A 25,179-nucleotide genomic window follows, 5' to 3' on the forward strand; every position below is an offset into this window, starting at 1 on the left:
AAACCTTTGCAATTCTGCTGATGGTTTCAATATTACTTTGCAAACTGTTTGCGTTATTCAGTCGCATTGTAATGGTACCTGTTTGCTTTGGATTTAAAAATACAACCTGTGGGTTATTAGATTTATAAGGCGAATCCCAAACATAATCGTCAAAAACACCAATAATATAAGCATTTGTACCATACAGATTTACCCTTTTGCCACGGTAGTTCAGGCGTTGCGGTCGATAGTTCAGACGTTGCGGTCGATAGTTCAGACGTTGCGGTCGATAGTTCAGACGTTGCAGTTGATAGTTCAGACGTTGCAGTCTGCTCATTGCTGGCGCACGCATGCCGCGTGTGCCTACCCCAATTCCTCCAAATCTATCAGTCCTTTGCCGCCACTATAATCGATTGCACTACTATATTTCCAATGCCATGCCTCGTTAACGTAACCAGCTACAACAGGATTTTCATGTAAATAATCTGCCTTTTGCTCAATAACGGGCGTACTCCATAATTCAATTGGTTTATTATGGTGTTGCCAAAATTGATAGCCTTTCACATTGCTGCTTTTTGACGCAGCCCGTTTAAACATCCAGAGTAGCCAATCTTTTCTGCTTTCCTGACTGTTTTCGATAATTGTTCTAACAATTTCCTTAGAAGTATGCTCTTTTATTCTTCCCAATAAAATAGCTGGATTATTGTTTTTTGCACTAAATATCAAATGTACATGGCTGGGCATAATGCACCAGCAATAGAGTTCTAAACCAAGGTTTTTCCTGCAATAAGATAAACTGTCTACAAAAATATCACAATATATATGGCGTACAAATACATCTATCCAATAAACTGTTGCAAAACTTACAAAATATAGTCCTTCTTTATTATAGAATTTATATTTACGGCTCATTCAATTAAGTTTAGTTCATACCTGTGCTGGTAAGAAGGCATTTTCTTTTTTATAAAAAGGATGAGTTAAACTGATCAGCTAAGGGAATGACAGTAGATGATCGTTCTATTTATAGAGGTGATTGTGTGTTAAAGATAATATAAATAGTCGGAAAAAATATAGCAATTAAATCTTCACACGCGGCACGCGTGCGCTAGCGAGGGAGTTTTTCTTCCTCATTATATTCTGAAACTTCCACAACCGATTAGATCAGATCATGTTCTTCTTTAAAGTAGTAATTGAAACCAAATTCTATTTGTTTGTCGGTCAATTTCATCGGTCTTTTTTAAAAGATTTTTTGGTTTTTATATGCTTTAACGTGGTGATGAAATTGCTCTTCGAAGAAAGGATAAGGTATGGCCAAGACCGTAATCTCAAAAACGTCGCTATCCATACCATTTATATTTGCTGCCTGACCTTTAATCTCAATTCCATTTGCATTAATGATTTTTAAAGACTGGATATTTGATGTTGCAATAAGTTTGTCATCTGGGAAATCAGCAAGGATTTCAATTCCATTTTTAATGCAGTACCTTTTAAAAAATTCATAACCTGATGAAATTTCAAATAGTTTCATGTTCCCAAAAACAACACCCATTGGAGCATCTGCTTTTTCAAGTTCAGTTGTTCCTATTTTAAGATCGTCTAGAAATATGTCGTAAGTATTCTTCTTCATGGTTTGGCGAAGTTGCGAACTATTTATTTAAAATTTTCTTATTGCTGGGCACGCGTGCCGCGTGTGCCTTTTATACTCTTGGATATTAATTATTTATATCACACACGACACGCGTGCGCTAGCTAGGGGGGGTTAATAGAACTCAACATAACGATGAGCTTTCACACGCGGCACGCATGCGCTAGCGAGAGAAAAAACCTTTTTTGGCAAATCTTATACAGTAAGTACTAGTTTTGGAGTTTAGCAGTAATAATAGGAGCAAGTTCTTTTTTTAGTTTTTCAAAATCCTCCTTGCTCATCATATCAATTTCCATTAATTCTTTTGCCTCTTTTAGTTTCGTAATAGCCTCATCTCTAGTCATCTTTCTATTTTTTAATAAAATTTCACCAGACTCAATAGCTAACTCTGTATCCATTACACTCAAATACTTATTTATGCCAAAAGCTCTACCGTTTATTTCACCTAAAACCATAACAACATACAAAGGTTTATTTTTACTGCCTCTGTGATATGTTTTTATTTCATTGACCACTACAGAGGTGTTTTTTAAACTATTATCTGCCATACTCTGCGCATCCCCATTCATAGCAGCCATAATACTTCCAAACCCAGCAGGCCTGCCCATTTGTAAGAATTCGTAAGTTTTTTTAGAAGTACTTCTCGATTGTGCTACGCCTCCTCTTGCTTTGGTGCCATAACTGCCTGAGTAAGTCCTGGTGTTCATTTCTTGAGAAGTAGGCGTTCCTAGCATTAAAGTGTCACCTATCTTTACACTATTCTTACTAACCGTTACATACTCTTTTACCTGCGCACCATTTTTAATGGAGTTAAAAAAATTAATGTCTTGGGTGTTTTCGTATGTCAATAAATCAATATTTTCCTGGGCATAAATATTGATGCCTGACAATAGTAAAATTAAAAAGGTAATTGTTTTTTTCATAATCGTTATCAATAGAATTGGTTTGTTTATTTTCTAAAAGTAAGATATAAACGCTATACTGTAGCGCTTAGTTACCCCAGGATTGGGCAGATTGGCGAATGAAAGTAGCGTATTTATCAATTAGGATTAAAAGTATATAAATTTTATATACCATCAAATCGACTTCTCCTATCTGTGTTTCCCCGCTAGTGGTTTAAGTTGCTTTGCAAAAGCATATTCAATTATAGGCATGGTGTCAGCCATATCACGATCAAACTCCATTATATGAACTTTTAAATCAAGTGATAAAGGTTTAGCTCTTTGCTGGCGCACGCGTGTCGCGTGTGCTTTATTATATTAAGCATCAAAAAGAGTAATATTTGCCCACAAGAGTTTTTTAGAACATAACGAGGGGCTTTCACACGCGGCACGCGTGCGCCAGCGGAGGAAATTTCGTTTAAACTTCCGCTATACTATTAAAATTAATAGCGTTTCGGAACATAAGTTTTATTTCCACTTTTATTAATATAGTATTGACCGCCACGTGAACCAGTTTGAATTGATTTTCCCTCTCCATAATTGTTAGCGGCAGGTGAATAATCTTGTGCACGTGTGCCAGATGTTCCAGTATAAGGATTTGTGTTTCCAGTTGTCGAAAAGTTATCAATATTAGTATTATTCGGCGAAGTACTTATATAAGGCTTTACATAAGTTTGAGTGCTGGGTTTGTAATATCCCGATGTAGATTTTATAGTTTGTGCATATGATGTGAATCCAAATGCAACTAGTACTAAAAGCAATAATTTTTTCATTTTCAAGTAATTAATTGCCTACTCTTTCAAAATGCAGTTTTCGGCCTCCCTGTTGAACTTATAAATGTAAATCATTTATGAAGAATAAAATGTGGTAAACCATAATTACACATAAGTAAGTATATCAACCTATCAACGTTATCGCTTATTTCTCAACCTATTTCCTAATCCATTCCATTTTATTAGTTTTGAAACTTAGATTAAAGCCCCTTTAAAATCAAATACAATATGAACCATTGGTTAGTAAAATCAGAGCCTTTTAAATACAGTTGGGAAAAATTTAATGAAGATGGCCGTACCTTTTGGGATGGCGTTCGGAATTACCAGGCCAGAAACAATCTTAGGGACATGAAAGAAGGCGATTTGGTGCTGTATTACCACAGCAATGAAGGCAAAAATGTAGTGGGCGTAGCGAAGGTGGTGAAAGAATCTTACCAGGACCCTACCACGGATGATAAAAACTGGGTGGTGGTCGATTTGGTACCCGTAGAATCATTAAAAAACCCGGTAACACTGGAGCAGATTAAAGCAGAGCCCAGCCTTTCTGATATCTCATTGGTGCGCCAGGGGCGTTTATCGGTCATGCCTTTAAAAGCTGCGGAATTTGATAAAATTTTAGAAATGGGCAGCTAAGCTGCCGGGATTTCTTCCGTTCTGGTTTTACTTAAGGTAATGCCCAGCGTCATGACAATGCTGGTACCCAAAACCACCAGGAATAAAAAGGATGTACCTACCTCCGGAATCTTCAGTGAAGCGGGCAGGTTAAAATAAAGTAAAATACTGATCAGTCCGCGGGGCGCAATATAGGCGATAGGGGTTAGCCCACCCTTTTTGAAAACCTTCAGGAAGAAAAAACGGACGGCATAAATGGTGATCAGGATAAAAAGTCCGTTGGCCAGTACGGGTTTATCGTTCAGCTCACTGATGTTCATGGTGAAGCCGAAAATCACGAAGAAAAACGTGCGCAAAATAAAGGCACTTTCAGCAGAAAGCTGATAAAGCTGAGATAAATCGGCGGTAAGATTCTTATACAAAAATACCCCCCTGAACCAGGCATTCTGAATGGTATCAGCATTGTTCAGAAACAATCCGGTACTCAGAATTAACACCAATGACGATAAATGGTACGATTGCCCGATGGCGTAAACCAGGATCAGAATGGAAATGATCAGGAAAAACTTAATATGGTGCATCAGTTTACCCATAATATAAAGCAGCACCACGCAGGCAATTGCCGATAAGAGAATAATCAAAAAGGTACTCAGGCCCAGGCCAATAAAAGCCGACGTGGTAATGGAATGGTTGGTGATGGCGAAATTAAACAGGATGATGCCGAGAATATCAGAAAAGGAAGATTCATAAATCACAAATTCCCGGTCTTGTTTCCCCAGGGCGGCCGCAGAGGGGATGGCAATGGCCGAACTGATTACGCTGAACGGAATGGCATTGGCAATACAGGTATATAAATCTTTATGGGTAATCTGGTAAATAATCAGCGTAATGATGGTAACGGTGCCCAGCAAAATGGTTAAGGCAGAGAAGAAAGCACTTTTGATGATTTTATTTTTTTCGCGGTCATATTTCAGCTCAAGTGAACCCTCAAAAACAATGAGGATTAAGCCTACGGTGCCGAGTGTAGGTAAAATAGAGAGGAAATTAAAGGTATGGATGTTCAGGTAATCAACCAGGAAGCGGAGGCCAATACCCAGTAAAAGCAACAGTAAAACCGACGGTACTTTGGTTTTACTGGCCACTAAGTCAAACAGATAGGAGAAGATGACCAATCCGCTTAAAATAATCAGTATGGTATAGGTTGTCATATTTTTTGCGAATGATAAGCTGCTAAAATAAGACAAACAGATGAAGCAGAAAGAAGTTTGATGTAAAATTTAGGCTTTAAAGAAGAGGGCTTTCAGTTCGCTGGCATCATCAGGGTTCATTTTTCCACCCAAAACCAGTCGCAATTGCCTGCGGCGCAAGGCACCGTTAAAAAGTTCCAGCTCTTCGGGCGTTTCCGGAATCAGCTCGGGTACAGGAATGGTCCGGGCACTCTGATCAAGCGCTACAAAAGTATAATAAGCCTCATTGCTTTTCTGGCGTGCACCGCTTGGGATATTTTCTGCCCACACATCTAAACGCACTTCTACAGAAGTATTAAAAGCCCGGGTAACTTTCGCCTCAATGGTAATGACATCACCCAGTTTAATGGGGTGTTTGAAAGATACATTATCAACAGAGGCGGTTACCACAATCCGGTTGCAGTGTTTCTGCGCAGAAATGGCTGCCGCAATATCCATCCAATGCAGTAACCGACCACCCATCAGGTTATTCAGCGTATTGGTATCATTGGGTAATACCAGTTCATTCATGATGGTAAAACTCTCTCTGGCAAATTTATTTTTCAGACTCATAATCCAGCAAAAGTAATCAAAAAGACGGTTAGTTGTTTGGTTGGGTGAGCATTGGTTAGCGGTTTAGTATGGGCTAGGGGAACATGTTGCTGATGAGTGCATTTTTTTCGTGCTAAGCTACCGGCCTGCCACCTGCTTAACTGCTAAACTTCTAACCCAAAATACCCGGCACTAATCCTGCATCACGCTCTCTCTGACTATCGCCAAACAAACGTATATTTACCCTGAAAATAACAGCCGTACATGCAGAATCAAACGCTCATTCAATATTTCCATTGGTATTACAATGAATCAGAAAACTTATGGATCAAAGTGGCGAAAGAGGCTGCTTACCTGAAAGGAATCGGTGTAACGGGTGTTTGGTTGCCTCCGGCCTATAAGGCCAGTACTGGTGGGTATTCTGTTGGTTATGACATTTATGACCTGTTCGATTTAGGGGAGTTTGACCAAAAGGGAAGCATCAATACCAAATATGGATCAAAGGAAGAATATTTGGCCGCCATCCGGGCTTTGCAGCAGCAGGGCATCACTGCCATTGCTGACATTGTTTTTAACCACAAGGCAGGGGCAGATGAGGTGGAGAAAGTAAAGGTAAGAACGGTAAACCCTGAAAACCGGAACGAATTTACCAGTGATGTTTTTGAAATTGAAGCCTGGACGAAGTTTACCTTTCCCAATAGGAAGGGCAGGTATTCTGCTTTTATTTGGGATCATCAATGTTTCAGTGGGGTAGACTGGGCAGAAGACCGTAAAGAAACTGCCATTTATTCCATCCAGAATTTTGTGGGTGAGGGCTTTGAAGAGGTGCCTTCTACAGAGCTTGGAAATTATGATTACCTGATGTTCAGTGATATTGATTTCCGTAACCGGGCGGTGGTTGAAGAATTGAAATATTGGGGGGAATGGGTGGTTAACACGACCAACATTGATGGTTTCAGGCTGGATGCCGTGAAACACATCAACCCTGATTTTATTAAAGAATGGATTGCACACCTGGATACAACCTTTAATAAGCAGTTTTTTATTGTGGCAGAAGACTGGAACGTCGATAATTATGAATCGCAGCTGGAATATATCAAACTGATGGAAGGGCGGACGCAGATTTTTGATTCTTTACTGCACCATAACTTTTTCATGGCGAGCAAAGAGGGGAATACCTTTGACATGCGGACTATTTTTGACAATACCCTGGTGCAGGTGGCACCTGAATCAGCAGTTACTTTTGTGGATAACCACGATTCTCAACCGCTGCAGGCCCTGGAAAGTTATATTGATTTTTGGTTCAGGCCTATGGCCTATGCCATTATTCTGTTGCGTTTACAGGGTATTCCATGTTTATTCTTTCCGGATATATATGGCGGAATTTATGATGATGAAGACAAGGAAGGGGATGAGGTACATATCGAACTGGCCATTTTGCCTGAAGTGGAGGTGATGAGTAAAATCAGGGCTGCGCTTGCCTATGGTGAACAACATGATTATTTCGACCATGGAAACTGTGTGGGCTGGACCCGGGGTGGAGATGATGATCACGAAAATAGTGGCCTTGCAGTGGTGTTGAGCAACAGTGAGGAAGGATACAAAACCATGGAGATAGGAACGCGTTTCGCTGGTAAAACCTTTGTCGATGCCTTAGGTCACCGGCCGCAGGAAGTAGTTATTGATGAAAAAGGCTGTGCCGAATTTCATTGCAATGCCGGAAGTGTGTCGGTATGGGTATTGAAAATGGGGTAAGTTGCTCCCAAACTCGTCGTGGTGTGGAGGTAAAACAGCCTGCCCCGATCCTTCGGCGAAGCCATCTGTCTGGTACGGCTCACTATAAAGATTGCTTCACACCATCACTCAGCCATACTTCGGTTTGCCATGACAATTTACGTTAAATTCGTCAGGCGAGACGACTTTTTCAGCAGGCGAAGCCATCTGTCTGGTACGGCTCACTATAAAGATTGCTTCACACCATCGCTCAGCCCATACTTCGGTTCGCCATGACGATTTACGTTAAATTCGTCATGGCAACGACGCTTTAAGTTGACCATGCCGAACCCTACAGGAAATTATCTTCCGCCCGGTATGCGGCTATAACGGCTAATTCGCCTTCCTTCCCACCTTTTGAATTGCCATGCTCCATGCCCATTACCCCTTTATAGCCTTTGGCATGCAGGTGCTTAAACAGGTTTTTATAATTAATCTCTCCGGTGGTTGGTTCTTTCCTGCCCGGATTATCGCCAATCTGGATATAGGCAATCTCATCCCAGCAACGATCGATGGTTTTAATTAAATCACCCTCGGTGCGCTGCATATGGTAAATGTCGTACAGAATTTTACACGACGGACTTTGCACAGCCTTGCAAACGGCATAGGTTTCATTGGTTTTCTGCAGGAATAACTCAGGCGTATCACTTAAGGTTTCAAGCACCATGACTAAGCCATGCGGTTCAAAAATTTCTGCTCCGGCACGCATGGCATCAATCACATTGGCGAACTGATTGCCGTAGGGTAAATTGCGTTCGTAAAATCCCGGAACCACCGTAAGCCATTTGGCATTGCAGCGTTTGGCCGCTTCAACCGATTTTTTGCAGGTGGCAATAAATTTATCTTTAAACTCTTTTTTACCGGTGGTGAGCGATGTTTTCCAGTTGTCGCCGCCATCTACCACAAAAACCCCCATTCGCATACCGAGTTTAGTCAGCAGTTTTCCGATTTTTTCCTGTTCTTCTACCGGTCGGTTCAGGTAACCGTTATCTTCAATGGAACGGAAGCCTTTATCATACATAAACTGGATCTGATCCAGGAAACTTTTGCCGGCATGGTTTTCAAACATGCCCTGGTGCGGGGCATAATCCATATTGAACACTTTATCTGCTGCGGATGGATCGGATTTCCCGGCGGCAAAGGTATTGGTAATGCCTGCGCCGGCAGTAAGTGCGCCCGCTGTAAGCAGGCTGCTTTTTATAAATTCACTTCTTTTCATTTAGGGATGGTTAAAATGTAAAAGCCGGTTTTAATGTTTTAATATTCTTTTAAATCCTGTACTTAAGGTATCGGCAATCGCACCATCTGGCTGGTGGTACACAAAGTAAGCTTCCAGATTTGGGCGTTCTTCCACAAATTTCAGGGCTTCCTGAAGTTGCATGCCCATTAAGGCATTGTCATAGCCATCAGCGGTTATGGCATCTGCCGCATAAACCGTTACACTGATCATTTCATTTTCCAAAGGATAGCCGGTTTGGGCATTGATCAGGTGAGAAATCTTTTTCTTCCCGCTCTGGTGAAATTTCCTGTAGTTACCCGAAGTGGTAATGGCGCCCTGATTTAAAACCGCAATATGCCTGATGGATGGTGCATCGTTCTGATCGGGACCTTCAATCCCGATTCTCATAGGCGAACCATCTGGCTTTGGGCCTGCAACCCTGATTTCTCCGCCCAATTCAGCGACATAACTTTTAATTCCTTTCTGATCCAGGTAAGCGGCAATTAAATCAACACTGTAACCCTGGGCAATGCCGTTTAAGTCAATCTGGATACAGGGCTTTGTTTTTGTGAGTATACCCTTTTCCAGTTTAAGATTTTGCATGCCCACACATTGGAGGATGGATTTGATCTCTGCGGTATCCGGCACCGTGCTGACCTGCTTGGGTCCAAAACCCCAGACCTGCACCAGCGGCGCAACAGTAATGTCAAATATCCCTTTCGTATCGGCATTGATTTCAAAACTTCTTTGCAACACCGCATTTAAAAAACGATCTGTTCGGATTTGTTTCTCTGCAGCATTAAACTGATTGATCAGCGAACCTTTCTGATATAAAGACATCGACTGATCAATCACTTTTAATAAACTATCAATACCACTTTTGGTTGCCACACTATCCTTTGCATAATATAAGATGGTATAATCTGTTCCCTGTGCCAGTCCGCTGATTTTGTATGCTTTCATTTCATCTACAGAAAATAAAGCAAAAAGTACAGGTAAACACAAGAACAGGATTTTATACATAGGACCTTATAAAACTTTGGTTTTTCCCGGCATAGGAATAGGATAGAGGCCATTCTCATCAGGCATTAATTTCGGGTTGGCATCCCAGGCAAAACGCTCGGGCATTAAACTATTGTTTGCCGCCAGGGCTTCATCCCACTTAATGGTTTGACCCGAATAGGTTGCATAACGCCCCATGATGCCTGAAAAGGTGGTTGTGGCACCATAGTCGGCATTGGTAAATTTATATTCTCCTTTTGATATGGCATCAAAAAGTTCATCATGTTCGGTTTGATAGGGGTTGGCGTTCCCTTTGGTATTGTGGTTATAAATTTCCTTTCCGCTGGCATCCCAGATAATGGCCTGGTTACCTGCCGATAGGTAAACTTTTCCTTTTGTCCCCTGGAAGCTTTCATCAACCCGGTTTCGGGTGCCTTCAAAATGCCTGCACTGGCTGTAAATCTTTACCCCATTGGCATAGGTAAATTCATTGGCATGGTTATCATAAATTTCACCATAGTCTTTTCCGGTGCGCCAGGCCCTGCTTCCTGTACCTTCTACTGAAATGGGGTGCTGCCCGGTGATCCAGTTGGCGATATCAATGTTATGTACATGTTGTTCTACGATGTGATCGCCACATAACCAGTTAAAATAATACCAGTTGCGCATCTGATACTCCATCTCTGTTTGGTTCGCCGTACGTGGACGAACCCAAACCCCGCCACTGTTCCAGTATACCTGGCCGGAAACGATGTCTCCGATGGCACCATCCTGAATGCGTTTCATGGCTTCACGGTAATTACTCTGGTATCTTCTCTGTAAACCCACCACCACGTTAAGCTTTTTCTTTTTGGCTTCTTCTGCCGCGGCCAATACTTTTCTGATGCCTGGTGCATCTACGGCAACCGGTTTTTCCATGAATACATGTTTACCTTGTTTTACCGCTTCTTCAAAGTGAATGGGCCTGAAACCCGGAGGCGTAACCAGCAAAACGACATCTGCCAGGGGGATGGCTTTCTGATAGGCATCAAAACCCACAAACTGGCGTTCTTTCGGGACATCCATTTTGGCGGCAAACTTGCTGCTTAACGATTGGTAACTGCTATCCAGCCGATCCTGAAAAGCATCGGCCATGGCCACTAATTTTAAATTGAATTTGGTGCTTAACGCCTGGAATGCGGCACCTGTTCCGCGGTCGCCACAACCGATCAGTGCAATTTTGATGGTATCGCTACCCGCTGCATAAGCACCTGCAAGGGGGATGCTGCTTAAAATGGCGCCACCGGCCAGCAGGGCAGAGGCTTTTAAAAAATCGCGTCTTTCGTGTACGTTTGGTTCTTTTTTCATGCTTGGTTTATATTGGTTTGGTCAATTGGTATTATAAATCTTTAATCGGTTGTTTATTGTAATAGGCATCAATTTCAGCTTTTGACGGTGTTTTGGCCGGGCGAACTAAACGGATGCCGACAAAGGGTGCTTCAGGAAACCACCAGTTGCTTTTAGGGATTTGCGGGTCCAGTTGTTTCCAGGAGGGATCTGAAGCCAGCCGTACAGCAGAGGTGAGGTTTTCCGGCGTTTCATCATACGAACCACCGCGAACAGCATTCGGGTAAAGCTGATTGGGGATGGCCACGGGATTAACCGCCACTTTTGCTTGATCTCTGGCATAAAAATCAGCAATATACTGGTCGTATGTCCATTCGCTAACGTTGCCGTGCATATCAAACAGCCCCCAGGCATTGGCTTTTTTTTGTCCCACGGGATGCGTTTTATTGTCGCTGTTGGCTTTATACCAAGCATAATCTTTCAGGTTGGCCTGGTCGTTACCAAAAGAATAATCAGTGGTGGTACCGGCCCGGCAGGCATATTCCCACTCTGCCTCGGTGGGCAGGCGGTAAAACACACCGGTACGTACATAAAGCCATTTGCAGAATTGAATGGCGTTGTACTGGGTCATGGCTACAGCAGGCTGATGTTCCTTGCCCATGCCAAAAGTCATGTCTAAATAGGGTTTAGTAGGGCGGGTAACGGCATCTACTTCTGCAGGAATGGTACCGATACTGGCTTGTTTCTCGTAATCCCGGTAAAGGAAGGGTTCAAAAATATCCCAGGTTACTTCATGTTTACCCATCCAGAAAGCATCCAGCTTAACCTCATGAAGGGGTTGTTCATCTGGCTTGCCGTTTTTACTGCCCATTTTAAAAGTGCCGGCCGGGATGGACTGCATATCAAAGCTTAATTTGGTTCCGTTGATGGATTGGGTGTATGACTTTGAATCCTGGGCAAAGTTTTGCCCGTGTACAGTGATGATTAATGCCAGTGCAAAAATTCTCTTCAACATATAGATTGGTTAGACACACCTTTTAACAGGTGTTTTTAAATTACTCAATAATCTGATGACTAAAGTAATTATCCCATTTTAAAATGAAGAAAATTTATGTAACAATAAAGGTGTAAATGACAATTATTATTTATGCTAAAAGGTTTTATCTGCCTTCCGGAATCTTATTGCTTAAACTGGTGTAACCCACTAGGGTATCCCAGCGTGCACCCGGGCGGCGATAATAAACAAAAATCTGGTAACTGTTTTCTGTTTGAAAGAATGATCCTTCAAATGGCTGGGTTTCTACTGTTTTGGTATCTTTATTCAGCCAGGTGTATTCATAATCATATAAGCCCTGTTTCATTAAGATGGTTGCATAAAACTGCTTTCGGTCAGCATCATAAATCAGCTGATTTTCTTTGTTCAGTGCATAATTGTTAAAACGGCCGATCACGTAAGCCTCGCCATTGGCACCTGGTGCGGCAGCATTCAGGGTAAAAAGTACATCGATGTATTCTGATTCTGTTTTATCATCCCTGCCATCGGTGTTGCGGATAAAGAAGTTGCCGTTTTCATCAAACTGATTACCGAAAGCACCGGTGTTTCGGGGTGCATCTCTGAAAAGCATTACATTCACAGTCTGGTTGTCGCGGTAAATATCTTTTACATTTTCTGCTTTGTACCGCAGGCTTCTGGTATCAAATTTTCTGAATTCGTTATTTCCCGGAAAATCATTGGTGTTGATATCGTTGTAAACCAGCTGATTCGGACGGATAAAAGCCGGACGGGTATTAACCACTGCCGTATTCGGATCAAAATTTTGCATCACCACTGCTTTGATGTCCTGGTAAGGATTTGCAATCTGCATGGTATAATTGATGCTGAAATTAATTTTCTGCCGTGCGTTCCGGTCTGCCACCTGTAAGGGATTGGTGATCTCGCCCGCAACGGCTACCTGGCTATCCAGAATATAAAAACGCTGTGAAATAACAGGCTTACTTTTATCGTTGTCCAGGTAAACTTTAAGCATATAATTGCCGCTGATTTTCGGTTGGATTTGTGTATTTGGCAGGCTGATTTCGTAATGGGTATATTTTCTGACGGTGTTTGAGGAATAGCGGTAATCAATGACGCGGTCATCATTGAAACCATCCAGATAATCTGTGGTGGAGATTCTGGAAGATTGCCAGTCGGAAGTACAATGCTCAATCGTGTACCAATAATTTTTGGTTCCACCCAGCAGGTCATCAAAAGTCAGCATGATTTTTTCTGCCGAATTCAACGTAATTACCGGGATGCTTTGCTCTTTTAAATGGTTATAGCAAATTACCGTTTTGATGTTGGGCAGGTATATTTTGTTCTCGTTGCTGAAAGTTTGCTTGTTTTGCGCAAAGGCCAGGGAAGAGATAAAAAATAAAAGGATGACGATCAGTTTTTGCATAAGTAAATGTAGTGAGATTCATCGTAAAGTCGTCTTTGAGAAGCAGATCTTTCATCTGCTGAAGCGATTTCCCTTTGATGGGCCTGCAAAAGAGATGGCTTCGTCGACTGAGAAGCCTCTTCTCAAGGATGATTTGGCTGGTAGAATTGACTTACTAAACTTGATAAAAAAAAGCCACAGAAATACTCCTGTGGCTTCCGTCAATATTAAAAATTATTTAACCTTCCAGCTCCATAATTTCAGCAGCTAAGGTTTCCCATTTAGCCTGATGCTGATCCAGATCTTTTTTGGTAGCTAAATAACGCTTATTTGCTTCCGCCAGTTTATCCGCTTTGCCATAAACATTTTCATCAGCCAGTTCTGCCTCAATATTTTTTACGGATGTTTCCAGTTCAGCAATGGAAGTTTCTGTTTTCTTCAATTCATCATTCAGTTTTTTTAGCTGACTGGCGGTATTTGGTGTAGCAGGTTTAGGTTCTTCCTTTTGCTTTTCAGGCATCTTTACCGGTATCGGTTTTGAAACCGGAATTTCACGTTTGCTGTTCCATTCTTCATATTCCTCATACGTGCCCGGATATTGCTTAATTTTTTCGCCTTCAATAAACCAGATTTTATTGGCCACATTATCCAGGAAATACCTGTCGTGAGATACCGCAATGAAAGTACCCTCAAACTGTTCCAATGCCTGAATCAGGATGTTCACCGACTGAATGTCCAGGTGGTTGGTCGGCTCATCCAGAATCAGGAAGTTCGAATCTGTGGTTAGGGATTTGGCCAAGGCCACACGTGATTTCTCTCCACCCGACAGTACCTTTATTTTTTTGAACACATCATCACCTGTAAACAGGAAACAGCCTAAAATACTGCGCAATTCGGTATCACTGTGTTTTGGCGCAAATGCCTGTAATTCTTCCAGGATGGAATTTTCAAGGTGTAAGGATTCCAGCTGGTGCTGTGCAAAGAAAGTGGTAGTTACATTATGCCCGGTTTCGCAAAAACCTTCAGATTTCTCCGTGCCTGCAATCATCCTCAGTAAAGTGGATTTACCCTTTCCGTTGGCACCGATTAAGGCTATTTTATCGCCTTTTTCAATCACAGCCTCTGCATCTTCTAAAATATGAACATTAGGGTAATGCTTGGTGGCATGTTCAATCCGAACCACATGGCGGCCGGATGGCTTGGTGAATTTAAAGCTGAAATTTACCGTTGGGTTATCATCATCTACATCATCCACACGCTCCATTTTATCCAGGGCTTTCATGCGTGATTGAGCCATTTTCGCCTTTGAAGCTTTGGCTTTAAAACGCTCAATTAAACGCTCTTCCTGTTTAATCTTCGCCTGCTGGTTTTTAAATTCGCCTTTCTGGATCTCTCCGCGTAATGCTTTTTCTTCTACATAAAAGCTGTAATTACCGGCATATACCGTTAACTTACCTTTACGTGATTCAACGGTGCGGTTTACGATTTTATCTAAGAAGTACCTATCGTGTGATACAATGACGATGGCACCTTCAAAACCCATTAAATAGTTTTCCAGCCATTTAATGGAAGGTAAATCCATGTGGTTGGTAGGCTCATCCAGCAGGAGGATATCAGGGTTTTGCAAAAGAATTTTGGCCAGCATTACCCGCATGCGCCAACCTCCTGAAAAGGTATTTAGCGGACGTAACTGATCGGCTGTACTGAAACCCAGACCAGCCAGAATTTCATTGGCCCTGTATTCGATGTTGTAACCATCAAGTGCCTCAAATTCCTGCTGTTTATCACTCAGTTTATATAAAACTTCCTCACTGTAATCTGTCTCTATTTTTTTAAGCAGCTCTTCAATTTCATCATGCAGCTTGTTCTGGCGCTCAAAAGCTTCCATGGCCACGTGCAAAATGCTATGGTGTGAATCGTAAGAGAGTAAATCCTGGTTAAGGTAACCGATTTTCAGGTCTTTAGACATGGAAACTGTACCCGAACTCGGTGCGTATTCGCCCACAATTATTTTTAGAAGTGTGGATTTTCCCGTTCCGTTTGCACCAATTAAGCCAGCCCTGTCTCCTGGTTTAATGTGCCAGTTGGCCTCATCATATAAGGCTCTGGAGCCAATCAGGAATGTTAAATTATTTATTGAAATCATTTCGGCTGCAAAAGTACGAATTTTAAAGGCTTTTTTTAGTTTCAAAATGAAATTGGAAATGAAAAGAATTTCAGTCCATTTTATAAGTAAATGGAATAAGATCAGGCTGTGTCTTGCCTGCAATTAACTGCATCTGGTTTACGATTGTACCCTAACTTGTAGTCATTACCCTTCTTTTTAAATAGTGACGCGATTGCTGATGGAAATGATTGATCAGTTAAATTATGTACCATTTGAGTGAAGTGAACTCAAGATTAGTAATATATTTGGGCGCAAAGCAATTGATATGAAAAACGAAAACATTAAGATCATTGACACTGAACTGTTGTCAGATAACTGGTATACTTTAAATAAAGTCACTTTCGAATACCATAAAAAGGATGGATCAGTGGAGACCCAGAGTCGCGAAACCTACGACAGGGGCAACGGTGCAACCATTTTACTTTATAATAAACAGGCAAAAACCGTTGTTTTGACCCGTCAGTTTCGCCTTCCCACCTATGTAAACGGGAATGAAAACGGCATGCTGATTGAAACCTGTGCCGGCTTGCTGGACCAGGACAATGCTGAAACTGCCATTAAACGCGAAACAGAAGAAGAAACGGGTTATAAAATTACAGATGTAAAAAAAGTGTTCGAAGCCTACATGTCGCCGGGTTCTGTGACGGAAATCCTGTATTTTTTTGTGGCTGAATATTCAAAAGAAATGAAAGTGGGTGATGGCGGCGGACACCATGAAGAACAGGAAAATATTGAGGTGTTGGAAATGTCTTTTGATGATGCGGTTAGCATGATTGCAACAGGCGAAATTAAAGATGGAAAAACCATAATGCTTTTACAATATGCGCAGCTTCATCATTTATTGGATTAAGGATGCCAGATAACAAAGGCTATGATTCCTTTTAGCAAAAGAATAAATAAATTTTGAAAAGCAGGGAAACTGCTTATCTTTGTACTGTAACAAAAAATATTACAGATGAACAGCCGGTTTCCAGTTTCCCTGCATATCCTCACTTTGCTCCATGATGCGAAAGGGCAGGTGATGAGTTCGGAATACCTGGCTGGAAGCATTAACATTAATCCGGTGCTGGTGCGCAAAGAAATTATGAACCTGCGCAAGCATGGCTTTGTCGATAGCAAAGAGGGGAAAGGCGGCGGTTCTTTTTTAGCGAAGAATGCAGCAGATATTAATCTAGGGGAAGTGTATACTGCTGTAAAATCAGATCATATTTTGGGGCAGCATAAAAAGGATCCCAATCCGAAATGCCCGATTGGAAGACAGATCAATCAGCATTTAACAGATTTGTATACGCAGGCTGAACAGGCTCTGATTGAAAACCTGTCTAAACAAACACTGGCAGATTTTGCCTTGAATTTCAATTAAAATTTTTTAACCTTAACTGTAATAAAAATTATTACAATATTAAATCACAATTAAATTTTAAAAACATGAAAGTAGCATTGATTGGCGCATCGGGTTTTGTAGGTAAAGCCCTTTTGAATGAACTGGTAAGTCGCGGAAACGAGGTAATCGCCATTGCCCGTGACACCGATAAAATTGAAAGTACAGATGAAAAAGTAACAAAAGTTGCCGCTGATGTATTAAATACTGATGCATTAGCTGCGGCTTTAAAGGGTGCAGATGCAGTGGTAAGTGCATTTAATCCAGGCTGGACCAATCCAAACCTTTATCACGATACGGTTGCAGGAGCTGAGGCTATTCAGGCAGGTGTTAAAGCTTCAGGTGTTAAACGTTATATTTTTATTGGGGGTGCCGGTACTTTACAAATCGATGGTCACCAGTTGGTAGATGGACCTGATTTTCCTGCAGATATTAAACCTGGTGCCACAGCGGTTAGGGATTACTTTAACACATTAAAAAAAGAAACAGATCTGGACTGGGTATTTTTTAGTCCGGCTATTGAAATGCATCCTGGGATTACCATTGGCCGCACGGGTAAGTACCGTTTAGGCAAAACTTCCCCGGTTTTTAATGAAGAAGGTCGTTCGATATTATCTGTTGAGGATTTATCCATCGTAATTGCCGATGAGCTGGAAAAAAATGCACATCATCAAGAACAATTTACAGCAGCATACTAAAAAATACAGGATGCCTGAAAAGTGGTGATGTGGTGTCGGGATTAGGGTAAGCGATTGTCCGATTTCCGTATTACATCATCCCTTTTTTCCATATTTTATTTATCTTCGTGGCATGTATCGCCTGATTAAACCAATCTTCTTCAAATTTGACCCTGAGAATGTGCATTACTTTGTGGTTAAGCGGCTCAAATGGTTTAATGATAAGTTTCCTTTAGGCAAAACCATCATCCGGAGCAGTTTTGATATTAACATCAAAGGTCTGGAAAAAGAGGTTTTCGGCATTAAATTCAGAAATCCGGTTGGATTGGCCGCTGGTTTTGATAAGAATGGTGAATATGTAGAAGCATTGAGTAACCTTGGATTTGGTTTCGTGGAAGTAGGTACCGTTACCCCAATGCCACAGCCGGGCAATGATAAACCCAGGATGTTCCGCTTACCTAATGATGAGGCACTGATCAACCGTATGGGGTTTAACAATAAAGGTGTGGATGTGATGGCTGAGCGTTTGCGCTTGCTTAAAGACAGGCATCCTGATATTGTGGTTGGCGGAAACATTGGTAAAAACAAGGCTACACCAAATGAAGATGCGGTAAGTGACTATATTAAATGCTTTGATCGGCTTTTTGATGTAGTAGACTATTTTGTCGTGAATGTGAGTTCTCCCAATACACCTGGTCTTCGCGAATTGCAGGAAAAGGAGCCACTAAAAAACATTCTGAATACCCTCCAGCAACGTAATCGCAAAAATGATATTTCACGTCCGATTTTATTAAAGATAGCACCTGATTTGACGGATGCCCAATTGGATGATATTATTGAGATTGTTGCAGAAACCAATATTGCCGGTATTATCGCCACCAACACCACCATCAGCAGAGCGAATTTAGCTACAGAAAAAGTTTTGGCAGGGGAAACGGGTGGTTTAAGTGGTAAACCGGTAAAAGAGCGGTCTACAGAAGTGATCAGATACCTCTCCGAAAAATCAAATAAAGCTTTCCCGATTATTGGCGTGGGTGGCATTCATTCTCCTGAAGATGCGAAAGAAAAACTGGATGCTGGCGCTTGTCTGATTCAACTGTATACTGGCTTTATTTATGAAGGACCGGGATTAATTAAATCCATCTGCAAGTCGCTGATAAAATAAAGTTTTCTGTTTATCCTTAGGTTGCCTTCAGTATACATCGTTTACTGACGCATCTAGAATTTTAAGTCAGCAGATCAATTTAAATGTAAAATCTCTAAGGTTGTTTGTTCATCTTAAAAACAGTTTCTCCTGTTAATGATTTCTTTTCCAATGAATGATTTTAAACTTTAGCGTATCGTAAAATAAGCCTAATACTAAAATTATGGTTGGTATGAATAAATTGTGCAGGCCAAGAGAAGGGTAAGTGAGGCCACCAATAACACCACCCATAAAAAAGAAGCAGATTATTCTTAATCGTAATTGCGTGTTTGTGATTAATTTTCTTCTTTGCTCTTCAGTTTTGCGAAAAAATAATTGTGAAAGTTCAATGCCGAGATCTGTAAATAAGCCAGTTAAGTGGGTAGTGCGAATAAGTGCGCCAGAAATTCTTGTGACTAATGAATTTTGTAACCCCATGGCAAACAATAAACTGCAGGCAATTAAATTCGGGTTTTCTGTAATTAACGTTTTGCCGAATAAGGCAACAAGAAATAAGATAATACATTCTATGATGGTAGGTATAACAAAAACATAGCGCATGTTCTTTCTGGATATGATTTCTATCAAAAAACTGGATGTAAATGAACCTAAAAAGAAAAAGAAGATATAAAGAAAATACGCCATGCTCGCGCCAAAATGAAGTTTAAAAACCTCATCTACAAAAAATGCAAAATGACCAGTAACATTTGTGGTTAATTTTTGGACGGCTAAAAAACCGGAAACATTTACCACACCGGCAACGAAAGACAAGAGAGAAGCAATTTTTAGGTTATGACTTAATGTTCTTGATTTTCCGTGATGCGTAAACATTTAATTTTATTGATGCTATAAATTTACATCAAATTTTAACCAATAAAAAAGCATCCTTTGATCAGAAGGACGCTTTAAATCTTTAAGAAGAATTTCTTTCTAAAAACTACTTTGCTAAACCAGCTAAAACAGCATTGTTTTTAGCCAATTGATCGTTTTTAGGTTGAGCAGAACGGCTTCCTAACTCGATATTAGTTGCTCTTTTTAAAAATGCTACCTCTTGGTGAGCTGTATTTTTATTTCTTCTGTCTTTTCTTTTTAATCTGGTAACTGCCATGGTAATAACCTTTTAATTATTTTATTTGTACAAATGGAGGTCGAGAGCGGATTCGAACCGCTGTAGAAGGTTTTGCAGACCTCTGCCTAGCCACTCGGCCACTCGACCTTTAAATTCAAGGTTGCAAAAATAGCAATTATTACTAAGTCCGCAAATAATATCGCAATAAATATCTATTTAATTTTTAATCCTCACGATTTCAGTGCAAAAAATAGCCGCGCTTACGGCAACATTCAATGATTCTGCCGCCCCAATCCGGGGGATGGTTACAGGATAATTGATTTTTTTGATCACATCAGCTGAAATTCCTTTCCCTTCATTGCCGAGTACCACCAATCCTTCCTGGCCCCAATTCGTTTTGTAAATGGAATTTCCCTCCAGCAGGGCACCAAAAACCGGAATATCATTGTTCGCCAGTAAAACGGGCAGGTCTTCATAAAATAAGTTAACGCGAGCCAGGGAGCCCATGGTGGCTTGTACCGTTTTAGGATTATAAGCCTCAACTGTATCTATTGAGCAAATGATATTTTCAAAACCAAACCAATCTGCCGTTCGGATAATGGTGCCCATATTTCCAGGGTCCTGAATGCCATCCAGTACCAGTGTGAATTTATTTTTAAGGTCTTTTTGAGTGGCTGTTTTAGTTTCGGGTATTTTAACTAAGGCTAAAAAACCTTGCGGGGTTTGTAAAGTACTAATCTTGCTTAATTCAGCGTTGTTTACTTCAAATAAGTTTATATTTGCAGGTAATTTGGGTAAATGTTGATATTGCTCACCAATGTAGTAAATGGTGTCAATCCGGTAATCTGATGATATAAATTCTTTGATCGATTTTATGCCTTCAACCAGGAACAGCCCATTTTCTTTACGATACTTTTTTTGATGTAATGATTTAATAAAACTAATCTGTGATTTTGAAAGCATATCAATCCTCTATATATTCTAAACTGAAAAGTCCTGCAATATTACTATTATTTATTGTTTTAATACAGGCCTGTTCCTCCACAAAATACATTGCCGATGATCAGTCCATTGTTAAAAAGGTAACCATTGATAGTGTGGATAAAAGATTTGAAGAGCAGGCATACAATTATGTACAGAAGGATATCAGGCCGCTTTCTGCCTTTAGCATCAATGTACCCCTGTATAATCTTTTTAACACGAAGGACGGACGTTATAAAACCAATAATATAAAACCATTTGGTACACCGCCAGCCATTTTAGATAGCACGCTGGTTGAAATTTCCAGAAATCAGATTGAAAAGTTTTTAGCAGGTAAAGGTTATTTTTCAGCAAAGGTTACCGCAGATGTAGCGGTGAAAAATAAAAAAGCTGAAATCAGATTTAAGGCCAGCCAGGGGAAACCCTCCTATATTGATAAAATATCAGACTCAATATTTACTCCGAGTGTAAAAAGTGTTTACCATAGCACCAAGCCTTCTTTTTCACGTTTGCACGAGGGCATGCAATATGATGTAGATTCACTTACCTATGAGCGTGAGCAGATTTATCGGGTAATGAAAGAAAACGGCTATTTTTATTTCCTTCGTCCATATGTAAATTTTGATGTGATCGAAACTGAAAAACCTGAAAAAGTTGATTTAAGATTAAACATTACCGATCCGCCTAAAGGACCTCATAAACAGTATAATATCGATTATACGCATATGATTATTGCACCCAGTCCGGATGGCTTTCCCGATTCGGTAAGAAGTAAATTGAGTAAAGATACTGTTGGGGGTATTATTTTTACTGATTTTTCTAAAAGATACAGAAGAAATCCAATTGTAAGATATGATTTTCTGAAAAAGGGTGATATGTTTGATATCCGGAATGAAAACTTAACTTATGATCGTCTTTATGAATTGAACATTTTTAAAAATGTAAAAATCGATTATTATAACCGCGACAGCACATCCAATAAAATTATTCCGATTATATTACTCACACCACAAAAGGTAATGAGTAATCGGGTAGAAGGGGAGGTGCCCTTTAATGGCGGTACAGTGGGCTTTAACCTCAGTAATACCTACACTAATAATAACCTGTTTAGGGGGGCTGAACGTTTCGAACTACAGGTTAAAGGTGGCTTGCAATCACGTATAGGAAATGGCTCGAAGCCTTTTAAAGATATTTATCAGCGCGATTTTTCAGTAAGTGCCAGTATTTCCGTACCCAGGTTAATCATTCCTTTCTATAATCCTGAACTGGGCGGGAACGGAATGCCACATACGACTTTTTCGTCAAGTTATATCTATGCCCTGCAAAAGGACATTTCTGTCAGAAATATATTTATTAATTCCGTAACTTATGACTGGTTCGAAACCAAATCAAAGCTTCACTCTTTTACGCCATTGAATTTTGAATACCGGTTTGGAAATATTGAGCCGGGTGTAGATTCTGTTACTTTAAATAACAATATTTATTACGCTGCATTACTGAACCGGAAAGATTTTACGCTGGGAATGAAATACGTTTACACTTTAAACAACGACAAGCTAAATCAATACCGCACGTTTGTTTATTTAAGAGGGGGAATTGATATTGCAGGTAATTTACTACAGGCCATAACCAGTATTACAGGCGCAGAACGTGACCCCAACAGGAGCAATACAGCCAAAATTTTTGGTTTGCCCTTTAATCAATATGTAAGACCTGAAGTTGATTTGAGATGGTACAAGCACCTGGGCGGAGAAAAACAATTTATTGCCAGGTTAAATGCAGGGGTCGGATATGCTTACGGTAATGCCATCAATTATGGAATTCCGTTTGAAAAGCTGTTTTTTGCCGGAGGATCAAGCGGGATCAGGGCATGGCAGGCCAGAACTTTAGGGCCCGGTAATTACAACCGTGAAGTCATTTCCACTCCGGAAGCACGTAAAGCTTTTTTTGGTCTGGATCAATTGGGAGAGATGAAAATTGAAACCAATTTTGAGTATCGCTGTACCCTGGTGAGGAATTTTTTGGGAGCCAAACTAAAAGGAGCCGCTTTTGTTGATGCAGGTAACGTTTGGAACCTCAATAATTCAAGCTTTATATTTAATGTTGATGAGGCAGAGCGGGAAAAGACCTTGTTTAAACTAAGTAAATTAGCTCAACAGGTAGCCATTGGAACAGGTATTGGTTTCAGGTACGATGTGCAGTATTTTGTTTTTCGTTTTGATGTTGGCATAAAGCTAAAAGATCCTCAGTTTTCAGGTAACGATCAATGGGTAATTGGTAAGTTATTTTCAGGAACAAAAGAATTTAAGGATAGTTATAATGCTACCCACTCGCCAGATACTTATCGTTTTGTTCAATATAATTTTGGAATCGGAATGCCGTTTTAATTAACTGAAAAGATCAAAGTTATTTGGATTATCTCTGGGGTTTTTAAACAGAAATTCTCTGTATGGCTGCCATCTTTTATTTATATGCTTATAAACGGAAAATCCGGTTACTAAAAATTCTCTTTTAAACTTCCGGTCTTTAAATGTTTTAACGATCTCTTCAAAAACAGCAGGCTTTACATCTTTGAAGGCCAATGTTAAATGTGGCGTAAATTTAAAGTTATCCTTTTCCATCAATAACTTTAAAGGTTTTAAAGCAGCTTTAATCTGCGCCTGAAGAAACATAATGCCTTCATTTTGTGCCACATCCAGATAGAAGGTGTGTGGTGGAAATGAACTGAAATTATAGAGCACCTGAATAAAAGCATCCTGAAAGATCGTAGTAGACAGCGCATTGAAAAAACGGTCTTCCATCTGTGAAGACGTAATTTTCACTGGGTTATAAAGCGTAATGTGTGCAGGACGCTTCAGGGATTCATAAACCTTAAATGCTGAAGAAATATAAGTTCTGATTTCATCGATATCTTCCACAATTGAAGGAGGCGGAACCAGACAAACTAAGTATAAATTTTCCATATATTAAGGATCAGTATTTAAATCAAACGATTCATTTTCTGCTGATAGAACAGTGGTTAATTGTTTAAAGTTTTTAATGCCTGCCAGAGTTTAATTTCATATTCAGAAATCATCTATCTTCCGGTCAAACAACTTAAGGTTGTAATTGTTTAAGCTTTCGCCTGAGGGCAAGCTTTCAATTCATATCAGATAAATTAATAACTAAAAAAATGAAATTAACAATTAAACTATTAGTGGTGGCAGTTGCCATTTCATTTGCAGCCTGCAAAAGTGGAGATAAAAAGAAGGAAGATGGAGCAAAAACGGAATATGCGGATGCCGACAATGATGATGCCAATCAAATTGTAGAGTATAATAATGTTTTGGTAGGTTTAACCGATAAAAACAATGAATACTTAAAAAGACTTGATGAGAATTTGCAGAAGATAGCAAAAGGGCTAAACAATCCCAATGATCGGTTTGCCTTTATCGGTATTGTTTCACCTTATTCTTCATCTGCTTTTAGCCATTCAAAACTTAAACCAGAAACACCACCATCTGCTTTAAGCAGTGACGACCAGAAATACTTTAAAGAAAATGTGGCTGGTTTGAATCAAACATTTACAAAAATAAAGGATACTTATAAATCTTTAGATGATTATCTAAAGGCTGAAGATTGGAAGGACGACAAAAGTGTTAAAGGTAAAAAGCTGATTGATTCTATTTATTCGATGAGTAAAGCTTACTATCAATATGACGAGAATGTTTTGGCCAAACTTGAAGCTATTGGAGATGATGCAGAAAGGACTATTTTAAAAACACATCCTTTAAAAGAATATATTTTTGCGATGAAAGATGATAGAAAGGCTGTAGGGGAGTTTAACAAGCTGCTAATTGGCTCTAAGAATTTTAAGGTGGATGAGTCTAAAATAAAATCAGCTTATGAAGCGCTGGATGCACAAAATAAAAAACATACCGAAATGGATGCCCCTGATGCTACAAAATTCCCAAGTAAAGACGGATCTTTTAAACGCTTTAATGAAAGTTTCAAAGATTACCTGATCGAGGCAAAAAAAACAATCAGAGATGCTTCTGCTTCAGGAAAATTAACTGAAAGCGATATAGAAGATTTAGTGCGGAAGCATGAATATATGCGTACTACTTATAACTACTTTGTAGGTTAGTTGGTAGAAGAAAATTGTATTGCCAGCTGAAAAGCTGCGTTGCAATGAAGATTTTTTTTACTTTCAGTGCTAGAATTTTAATATAATAAAAAACCCGGTAGCTTTGCCATCGGGTTTTTTGTTATATTCT

25 protein-coding genes and 1 tRNA gene are annotated in these 25,179 nt (G+C 40.1%); 8 read left to right on the plus strand and 18 right to left on the minus strand.

Annotation, left to right across the window (positions count from 1 at the left end; genetic code table 11):
- The 5 genes from CBW18_RS14380 to CBW18_RS14400 all read right to left on the minus strand — a co-directional run.
- Window positions 1–316, minus strand: a 316-nt coding sequence (locus tag CBW18_RS14380) for a hypothetical protein (RefSeq protein ID WP_140418686.1), incomplete at its 3' end; no start/stop codon positions are given.
- Between the two features lie 26 nt (window positions 317–342).
- Window positions 343–891, minus strand: coding sequence for a transposase (locus tag CBW18_RS14385; protein ID WP_088302025.1), 549 nt, complete (start codon window positions 889–891; stop codon window positions 343–345).
- A 325-nt stretch (window positions 892–1,216) separates the two neighbouring features.
- Window positions 1,217–1,606: a hypothetical protein gene (locus CBW18_RS14390; RefSeq protein WP_088302026.1), complete on the minus strand. Its 390-nt coding sequence runs from the start codon at window positions 1,604–1,606 to the stop codon at window positions 1,217–1,219.
- 227 nt (window positions 1,607–1,833) lie between these two features.
- Window positions 1,834–2,547, minus strand: coding sequence for a hypothetical protein (locus tag CBW18_RS14395; protein WP_088302027.1), 714 nt, complete (start codon window positions 2,545–2,547; stop codon window positions 1,834–1,836).
- Window positions 2,548–3,008: 461 nt separating this feature from the next.
- Window positions 3,009–3,338, minus strand: a complete 330-nt coding sequence (locus tag CBW18_RS14400) for a hypothetical protein (RefSeq protein WP_088302028.1) — start codon at window positions 3,336–3,338, stop codon at window positions 3,009–3,011.
- A gap of 228 nt (window positions 3,339–3,566) precedes the next feature.
- Here CBW18_RS14400 and CBW18_RS14405 point away from each other — a divergent pair, with 228 nt between their 5' ends.
- Window positions 3,567–3,971 carry an EVE domain-containing protein gene (locus tag CBW18_RS14405; RefSeq protein WP_088302029.1) on the plus strand — a complete coding sequence of 135 codons (405 nt, stop codon included), beginning with the start codon at window positions 3,567–3,569 and terminating at the stop codon, window positions 3,969–3,971.
- Here CBW18_RS14405 and CBW18_RS14410 read toward each other — a convergent pair.
- Together CBW18_RS14410 and CBW18_RS14415 are read right to left on the minus strand one after the other, a co-directional pair.
- Complete coding sequence (locus tag CBW18_RS14410; protein ID WP_088302030.1) at window positions 3,968–5,158, minus strand: cation:proton antiporter; 1,191 nt, start codon at window positions 5,156–5,158, stop codon at window positions 3,968–3,970. The two genes, CBW18_RS14405 and CBW18_RS14410, sit on opposite strands and share 4 nt — an antisense overlap.
- Window positions 5,159–5,227: 69 nt before the next feature.
- Window positions 5,228–5,749, minus strand: coding sequence for an acyl-CoA thioesterase (locus CBW18_RS14415; RefSeq protein ID WP_029283387.1), 522 nt, complete (start codon window positions 5,747–5,749; stop codon window positions 5,228–5,230).
- Window positions 5,750–5,992: 243 nt separating this feature from the next.
- On the opposite strand from CBW18_RS14415, the gene amyA reads away from it, so the two are divergent.
- On the plus strand, window positions 5,993–7,483 hold the full coding sequence (amyA, locus tag CBW18_RS14420) for an alpha-amylase (RefSeq protein ID WP_088302031.1): 1,491 nt from the start codon (window positions 5,993–5,995) through the stop codon (window positions 7,481–7,483).
- 310 nt (window positions 7,484–7,793) lie between these two features.
- On the opposite strand, the gene CBW18_RS14425 is transcribed toward amyA, so the two are convergent.
- The 6 genes from CBW18_RS14425 to CBW18_RS14455 form a co-directional block, all read right to left on the minus strand.
- On the minus strand, window positions 7,794–8,720 hold the full coding sequence (locus tag CBW18_RS14425; RefSeq protein ID WP_088302032.1) for a hydroxypyruvate isomerase family protein: 927 nt from the start codon (window positions 8,718–8,720) through the stop codon (window positions 7,794–7,796).
- A gap of 30 nt (window positions 8,721–8,750) precedes the next feature.
- A complete protein-coding gene (locus CBW18_RS14430; RefSeq protein WP_088302033.1) occupies window positions 8,751–9,743 on the minus strand; it encodes an FAD:protein FMN transferase in 993 nt (330 codons plus the stop codon).
- 6 nt (window positions 9,744–9,749) lie between these two features.
- Window positions 9,750–11,069: a Gfo/Idh/MocA family oxidoreductase gene (locus tag CBW18_RS14435; protein WP_088302034.1), complete on the minus strand. Its 1,320-nt coding sequence runs from the start codon at window positions 11,067–11,069 to the stop codon at window positions 9,750–9,752.
- Window positions 11,070–11,100: 31 nt separating this feature from the next.
- On the minus strand, window positions 11,101–12,063 hold the full coding sequence (locus CBW18_RS14440; protein ID WP_088302035.1) for an SUMF1/EgtB/PvdO family nonheme iron enzyme: 963 nt from the start codon (window positions 12,061–12,063) through the stop codon (window positions 11,101–11,103).
- A 145-nt stretch (window positions 12,064–12,208) separates the two neighbouring features.
- Window positions 12,209–13,486: a DUF5103 domain-containing protein gene (locus CBW18_RS14445; protein WP_088302036.1), complete on the minus strand. Its 1,278-nt coding sequence runs from the start codon at window positions 13,484–13,486 to the stop codon at window positions 12,209–12,211.
- Between the two features lie 217 nt (window positions 13,487–13,703).
- Complete coding sequence (locus tag CBW18_RS14455) at window positions 13,704–15,611, minus strand: ABC-F family ATP-binding cassette domain-containing protein (protein WP_088302168.1); 1,908 nt, start codon at window positions 15,609–15,611, stop codon at window positions 13,704–13,706.
- A 286-nt stretch (window positions 15,612–15,897) separates the two neighbouring features.
- Here CBW18_RS14455 and nudK point away from each other — a divergent pair, with 286 nt between their 5' ends.
- From nudK to CBW18_RS14475, 4 genes are all read left to right on the plus strand, one after another.
- Window positions 15,898–16,482 carry a GDP-mannose pyrophosphatase NudK gene (gene nudK / locus CBW18_RS14460; protein WP_088302038.1) on the plus strand — a complete coding sequence of 195 codons (585 nt, stop codon included), beginning with the start codon at window positions 15,898–15,900 and terminating at the stop codon, window positions 16,480–16,482.
- Between the two features lie 105 nt (window positions 16,483–16,587).
- Window positions 16,588–16,995: an Rrf2 family transcriptional regulator gene (locus CBW18_RS14465; RefSeq protein WP_088302039.1), complete on the plus strand. Its 408-nt coding sequence runs from the start codon at window positions 16,588–16,590 to the stop codon at window positions 16,993–16,995.
- A gap of 38 nt (window positions 16,996–17,033) precedes the next feature.
- On the plus strand, window positions 17,034–17,711 hold the full coding sequence (locus tag CBW18_RS14470) for an NAD(P)H-binding protein (protein ID WP_322974955.1): 678 nt from the start codon (window positions 17,034–17,036) through the stop codon (window positions 17,709–17,711).
- Window positions 17,712–17,823: 112 nt separating this feature from the next.
- Complete coding sequence (locus tag CBW18_RS14475) at window positions 17,824–18,855, plus strand: quinone-dependent dihydroorotate dehydrogenase (protein ID WP_088302041.1); 1,032 nt, start codon at window positions 17,824–17,826, stop codon at window positions 18,853–18,855.
- Between the two features lie 132 nt (window positions 18,856–18,987).
- Here CBW18_RS14475 and CBW18_RS14480 read toward each other — a convergent pair whose 3' ends face one another.
- The 4 genes from CBW18_RS14480 to CBW18_RS14495 all read right to left on the minus strand — a co-directional run bounded on the left by CBW18_RS14480 (window position 18,988) and on the right by CBW18_RS14495 (window position 20,905).
- Window positions 18,988–19,704, minus strand: a complete 717-nt coding sequence (locus CBW18_RS14480; protein WP_088302042.1) for a YoaK family protein — start codon at window positions 19,702–19,704, stop codon at window positions 18,988–18,990.
- A gap of 106 nt (window positions 19,705–19,810) precedes the next feature.
- The gene (locus CBW18_RS14485; protein ID WP_010602219.1) at window positions 19,811–19,981 is read right to left on the minus strand and encodes a hypothetical protein; all 171 of its coding nucleotides are present in this window, start codon (window positions 19,979–19,981) and stop codon (window positions 19,811–19,813) included.
- Window positions 19,982–20,015: 34 nt separating this feature from the next.
- A tRNA-Cys gene (locus CBW18_RS14490) sits at window positions 20,016–20,089 on the minus strand.
- Between the two features lie 69 nt (window positions 20,090–20,158).
- Window positions 20,159–20,905: an RNA methyltransferase gene (locus tag CBW18_RS14495; protein WP_088302043.1), complete on the minus strand. Its 747-nt coding sequence runs from the start codon at window positions 20,903–20,905 to the stop codon at window positions 20,159–20,161.
- Between CBW18_RS14495 and CBW18_RS14500 the strand changes: the two genes are divergently transcribed.
- The gene (locus CBW18_RS14500; protein WP_253249046.1) at window positions 20,890–23,310 is read left to right on the plus strand and encodes a BamA/TamA family outer membrane protein; all 2,421 of its coding nucleotides are present in this window, start codon (window positions 20,890–20,892) and stop codon (window positions 23,308–23,310) included. The genes CBW18_RS14495 and CBW18_RS14500 overlap by 16 nt on opposite strands.
- Here the strand turns inward: CBW18_RS14500 and CBW18_RS14505 are convergent, their stop codons facing one another.
- Window positions 23,311–23,886 carry a 2'-5' RNA ligase family protein gene (locus tag CBW18_RS14505; RefSeq protein ID WP_088302045.1) on the minus strand — a complete coding sequence of 192 codons (576 nt, stop codon included), beginning with the start codon at window positions 23,884–23,886 and terminating at the stop codon, window positions 23,311–23,313. It lies immediately after the preceding gene.
- Window positions 23,887–24,095: 209 nt separating this feature from the next.
- Between CBW18_RS14505 and CBW18_RS14510 the strand changes: the two genes are divergently transcribed.
- Window positions 24,096–25,049, plus strand: a complete 954-nt coding sequence (locus CBW18_RS14510) for a DUF3829 domain-containing protein (RefSeq protein ID WP_088302046.1) — start codon at window positions 24,096–24,098, stop codon at window positions 25,047–25,049.
- The last annotated feature ends 130 nt before the right edge of the window (window positions 25,050–25,179 follow it).

This window comes from Pedobacter sp. AJM (assembly GCF_002197755.1).
Lineage (GTDB): Bacteria > Bacteroidota > Bacteroidia > Sphingobacteriales > Sphingobacteriaceae > Pedobacter.

What these genes read in the sequence shown, in the direction of transcription:
- CBW18_RS14405 (WP_088302029.1), top strand. Translation starts at nt 3,567, where the DNA reads ATGAACCATTGGTTAGTAAAATCAGAGCCTTTTAAATACAGTTGGGAA.
- CBW18_RS14425 (WP_088302032.1), bottom strand. Translation starts at nt 8,720, where the DNA reads ATGAAAAGAAGTGAATTTATAAAAAGCAGCCTGCTTACAGCGGGCGCA.
- CBW18_RS14440 (WP_088302035.1), bottom strand. Translation starts at nt 12,063, where the DNA reads ATGTTGAAGAGAATTTTTGCACTGGCATTAATCATCACTGTACACGGG.
- CBW18_RS14485 (WP_010602219.1), bottom strand. Translation starts at nt 19,981, where the DNA reads ATGGCAGTTACCAGATTAAAAAGAAAAGACAGAAGAAATAAAAATACA.
- CBW18_RS14390 (WP_088302026.1), bottom strand. Translation starts at nt 1,606, where the DNA reads ATGAAGAAGAATACTTACGACATATTTCTAGACGATCTTAAAATAGGA.
- CBW18_RS14505 (WP_088302045.1), bottom strand. Translation starts at nt 23,886, where the DNA reads ATGGAAAATTTATACTTAGTTTGTCTGGTTCCGCCTCCTTCAATTGTG.
- CBW18_RS14385 (WP_088302025.1), bottom strand. Translation starts at nt 891, where the DNA reads ATGAGCCGTAAATATAAATTCTATAATAAAGAAGGACTATATTTTGTA.
- CBW18_RS14445 (WP_088302036.1), bottom strand. Translation starts at nt 13,486, where the DNA reads ATGCAAAAACTGATCGTCATCCTTTTATTTTTTATCTCTTCCCTGGCC.
- CBW18_RS14395 (WP_088302027.1), bottom strand. Translation starts at nt 2,547, where the DNA reads ATGAAAAAAACAATTACCTTTTTAATTTTACTATTGTCAGGCATCAAT.
- CBW18_RS14480 (WP_088302042.1), bottom strand. Translation starts at nt 19,704, where the DNA reads ATGTTTACGCATCACGGAAAATCAAGAACATTAAGTCATAACCTAAAA.
- nudK (WP_088302038.1), top strand. Translation starts at nt 15,898, where the DNA reads ATGAAAAACGAAAACATTAAGATCATTGACACTGAACTGTTGTCAGAT.
- amyA (WP_088302031.1), top strand. Translation starts at nt 5,993, where the DNA reads ATGCAGAATCAAACGCTCATTCAATATTTCCATTGGTATTACAATGAA.
- CBW18_RS14495 (WP_088302043.1), bottom strand. Translation starts at nt 20,905, where the DNA reads ATGCTTTCAAAATCACAGATTAGTTTTATTAAATCATTACATCAAAAA.
- CBW18_RS14455 (WP_088302168.1), bottom strand. Translation starts at nt 15,611, where the DNA reads ATGATTTCAATAAATAATTTAACATTCCTGATTGGCTCCAGAGCCTTA.
- CBW18_RS14465 (WP_088302039.1), top strand. Translation starts at nt 16,588, where the DNA reads ATGAACAGCCGGTTTCCAGTTTCCCTGCATATCCTCACTTTGCTCCAT.
- CBW18_RS14410 (WP_088302030.1), bottom strand. Translation starts at nt 5,158, where the DNA reads ATGACAACCTATACCATACTGATTATTTTAAGCGGATTGGTCATCTTC.
- CBW18_RS14475 (WP_088302041.1), top strand. Translation starts at nt 17,824, where the DNA reads ATGTATCGCCTGATTAAACCAATCTTCTTCAAATTTGACCCTGAGAAT.
- CBW18_RS14415 (WP_029283387.1), bottom strand. Translation starts at nt 5,749, where the DNA reads ATGAGTCTGAAAAATAAATTTGCCAGAGAGAGTTTTACCATCATGAAT.
- CBW18_RS14435 (WP_088302034.1), bottom strand. Translation starts at nt 11,069, where the DNA reads ATGAAAAAAGAACCAAACGTACACGAAAGACGCGATTTTTTAAAAGCC.
- CBW18_RS14400 (WP_088302028.1), bottom strand. Translation starts at nt 3,338, where the DNA reads ATGAAAAAATTATTGCTTTTAGTACTAGTTGCATTTGGATTCACATCA.
- CBW18_RS14430 (WP_088302033.1), bottom strand. Translation starts at nt 9,743, where the DNA reads ATGTATAAAATCCTGTTCTTGTGTTTACCTGTACTTTTTGCTTTATTT.
- CBW18_RS14510 (WP_088302046.1), top strand. Translation starts at nt 24,096, where the DNA reads ATGAAATTAACAATTAAACTATTAGTGGTGGCAGTTGCCATTTCATTT.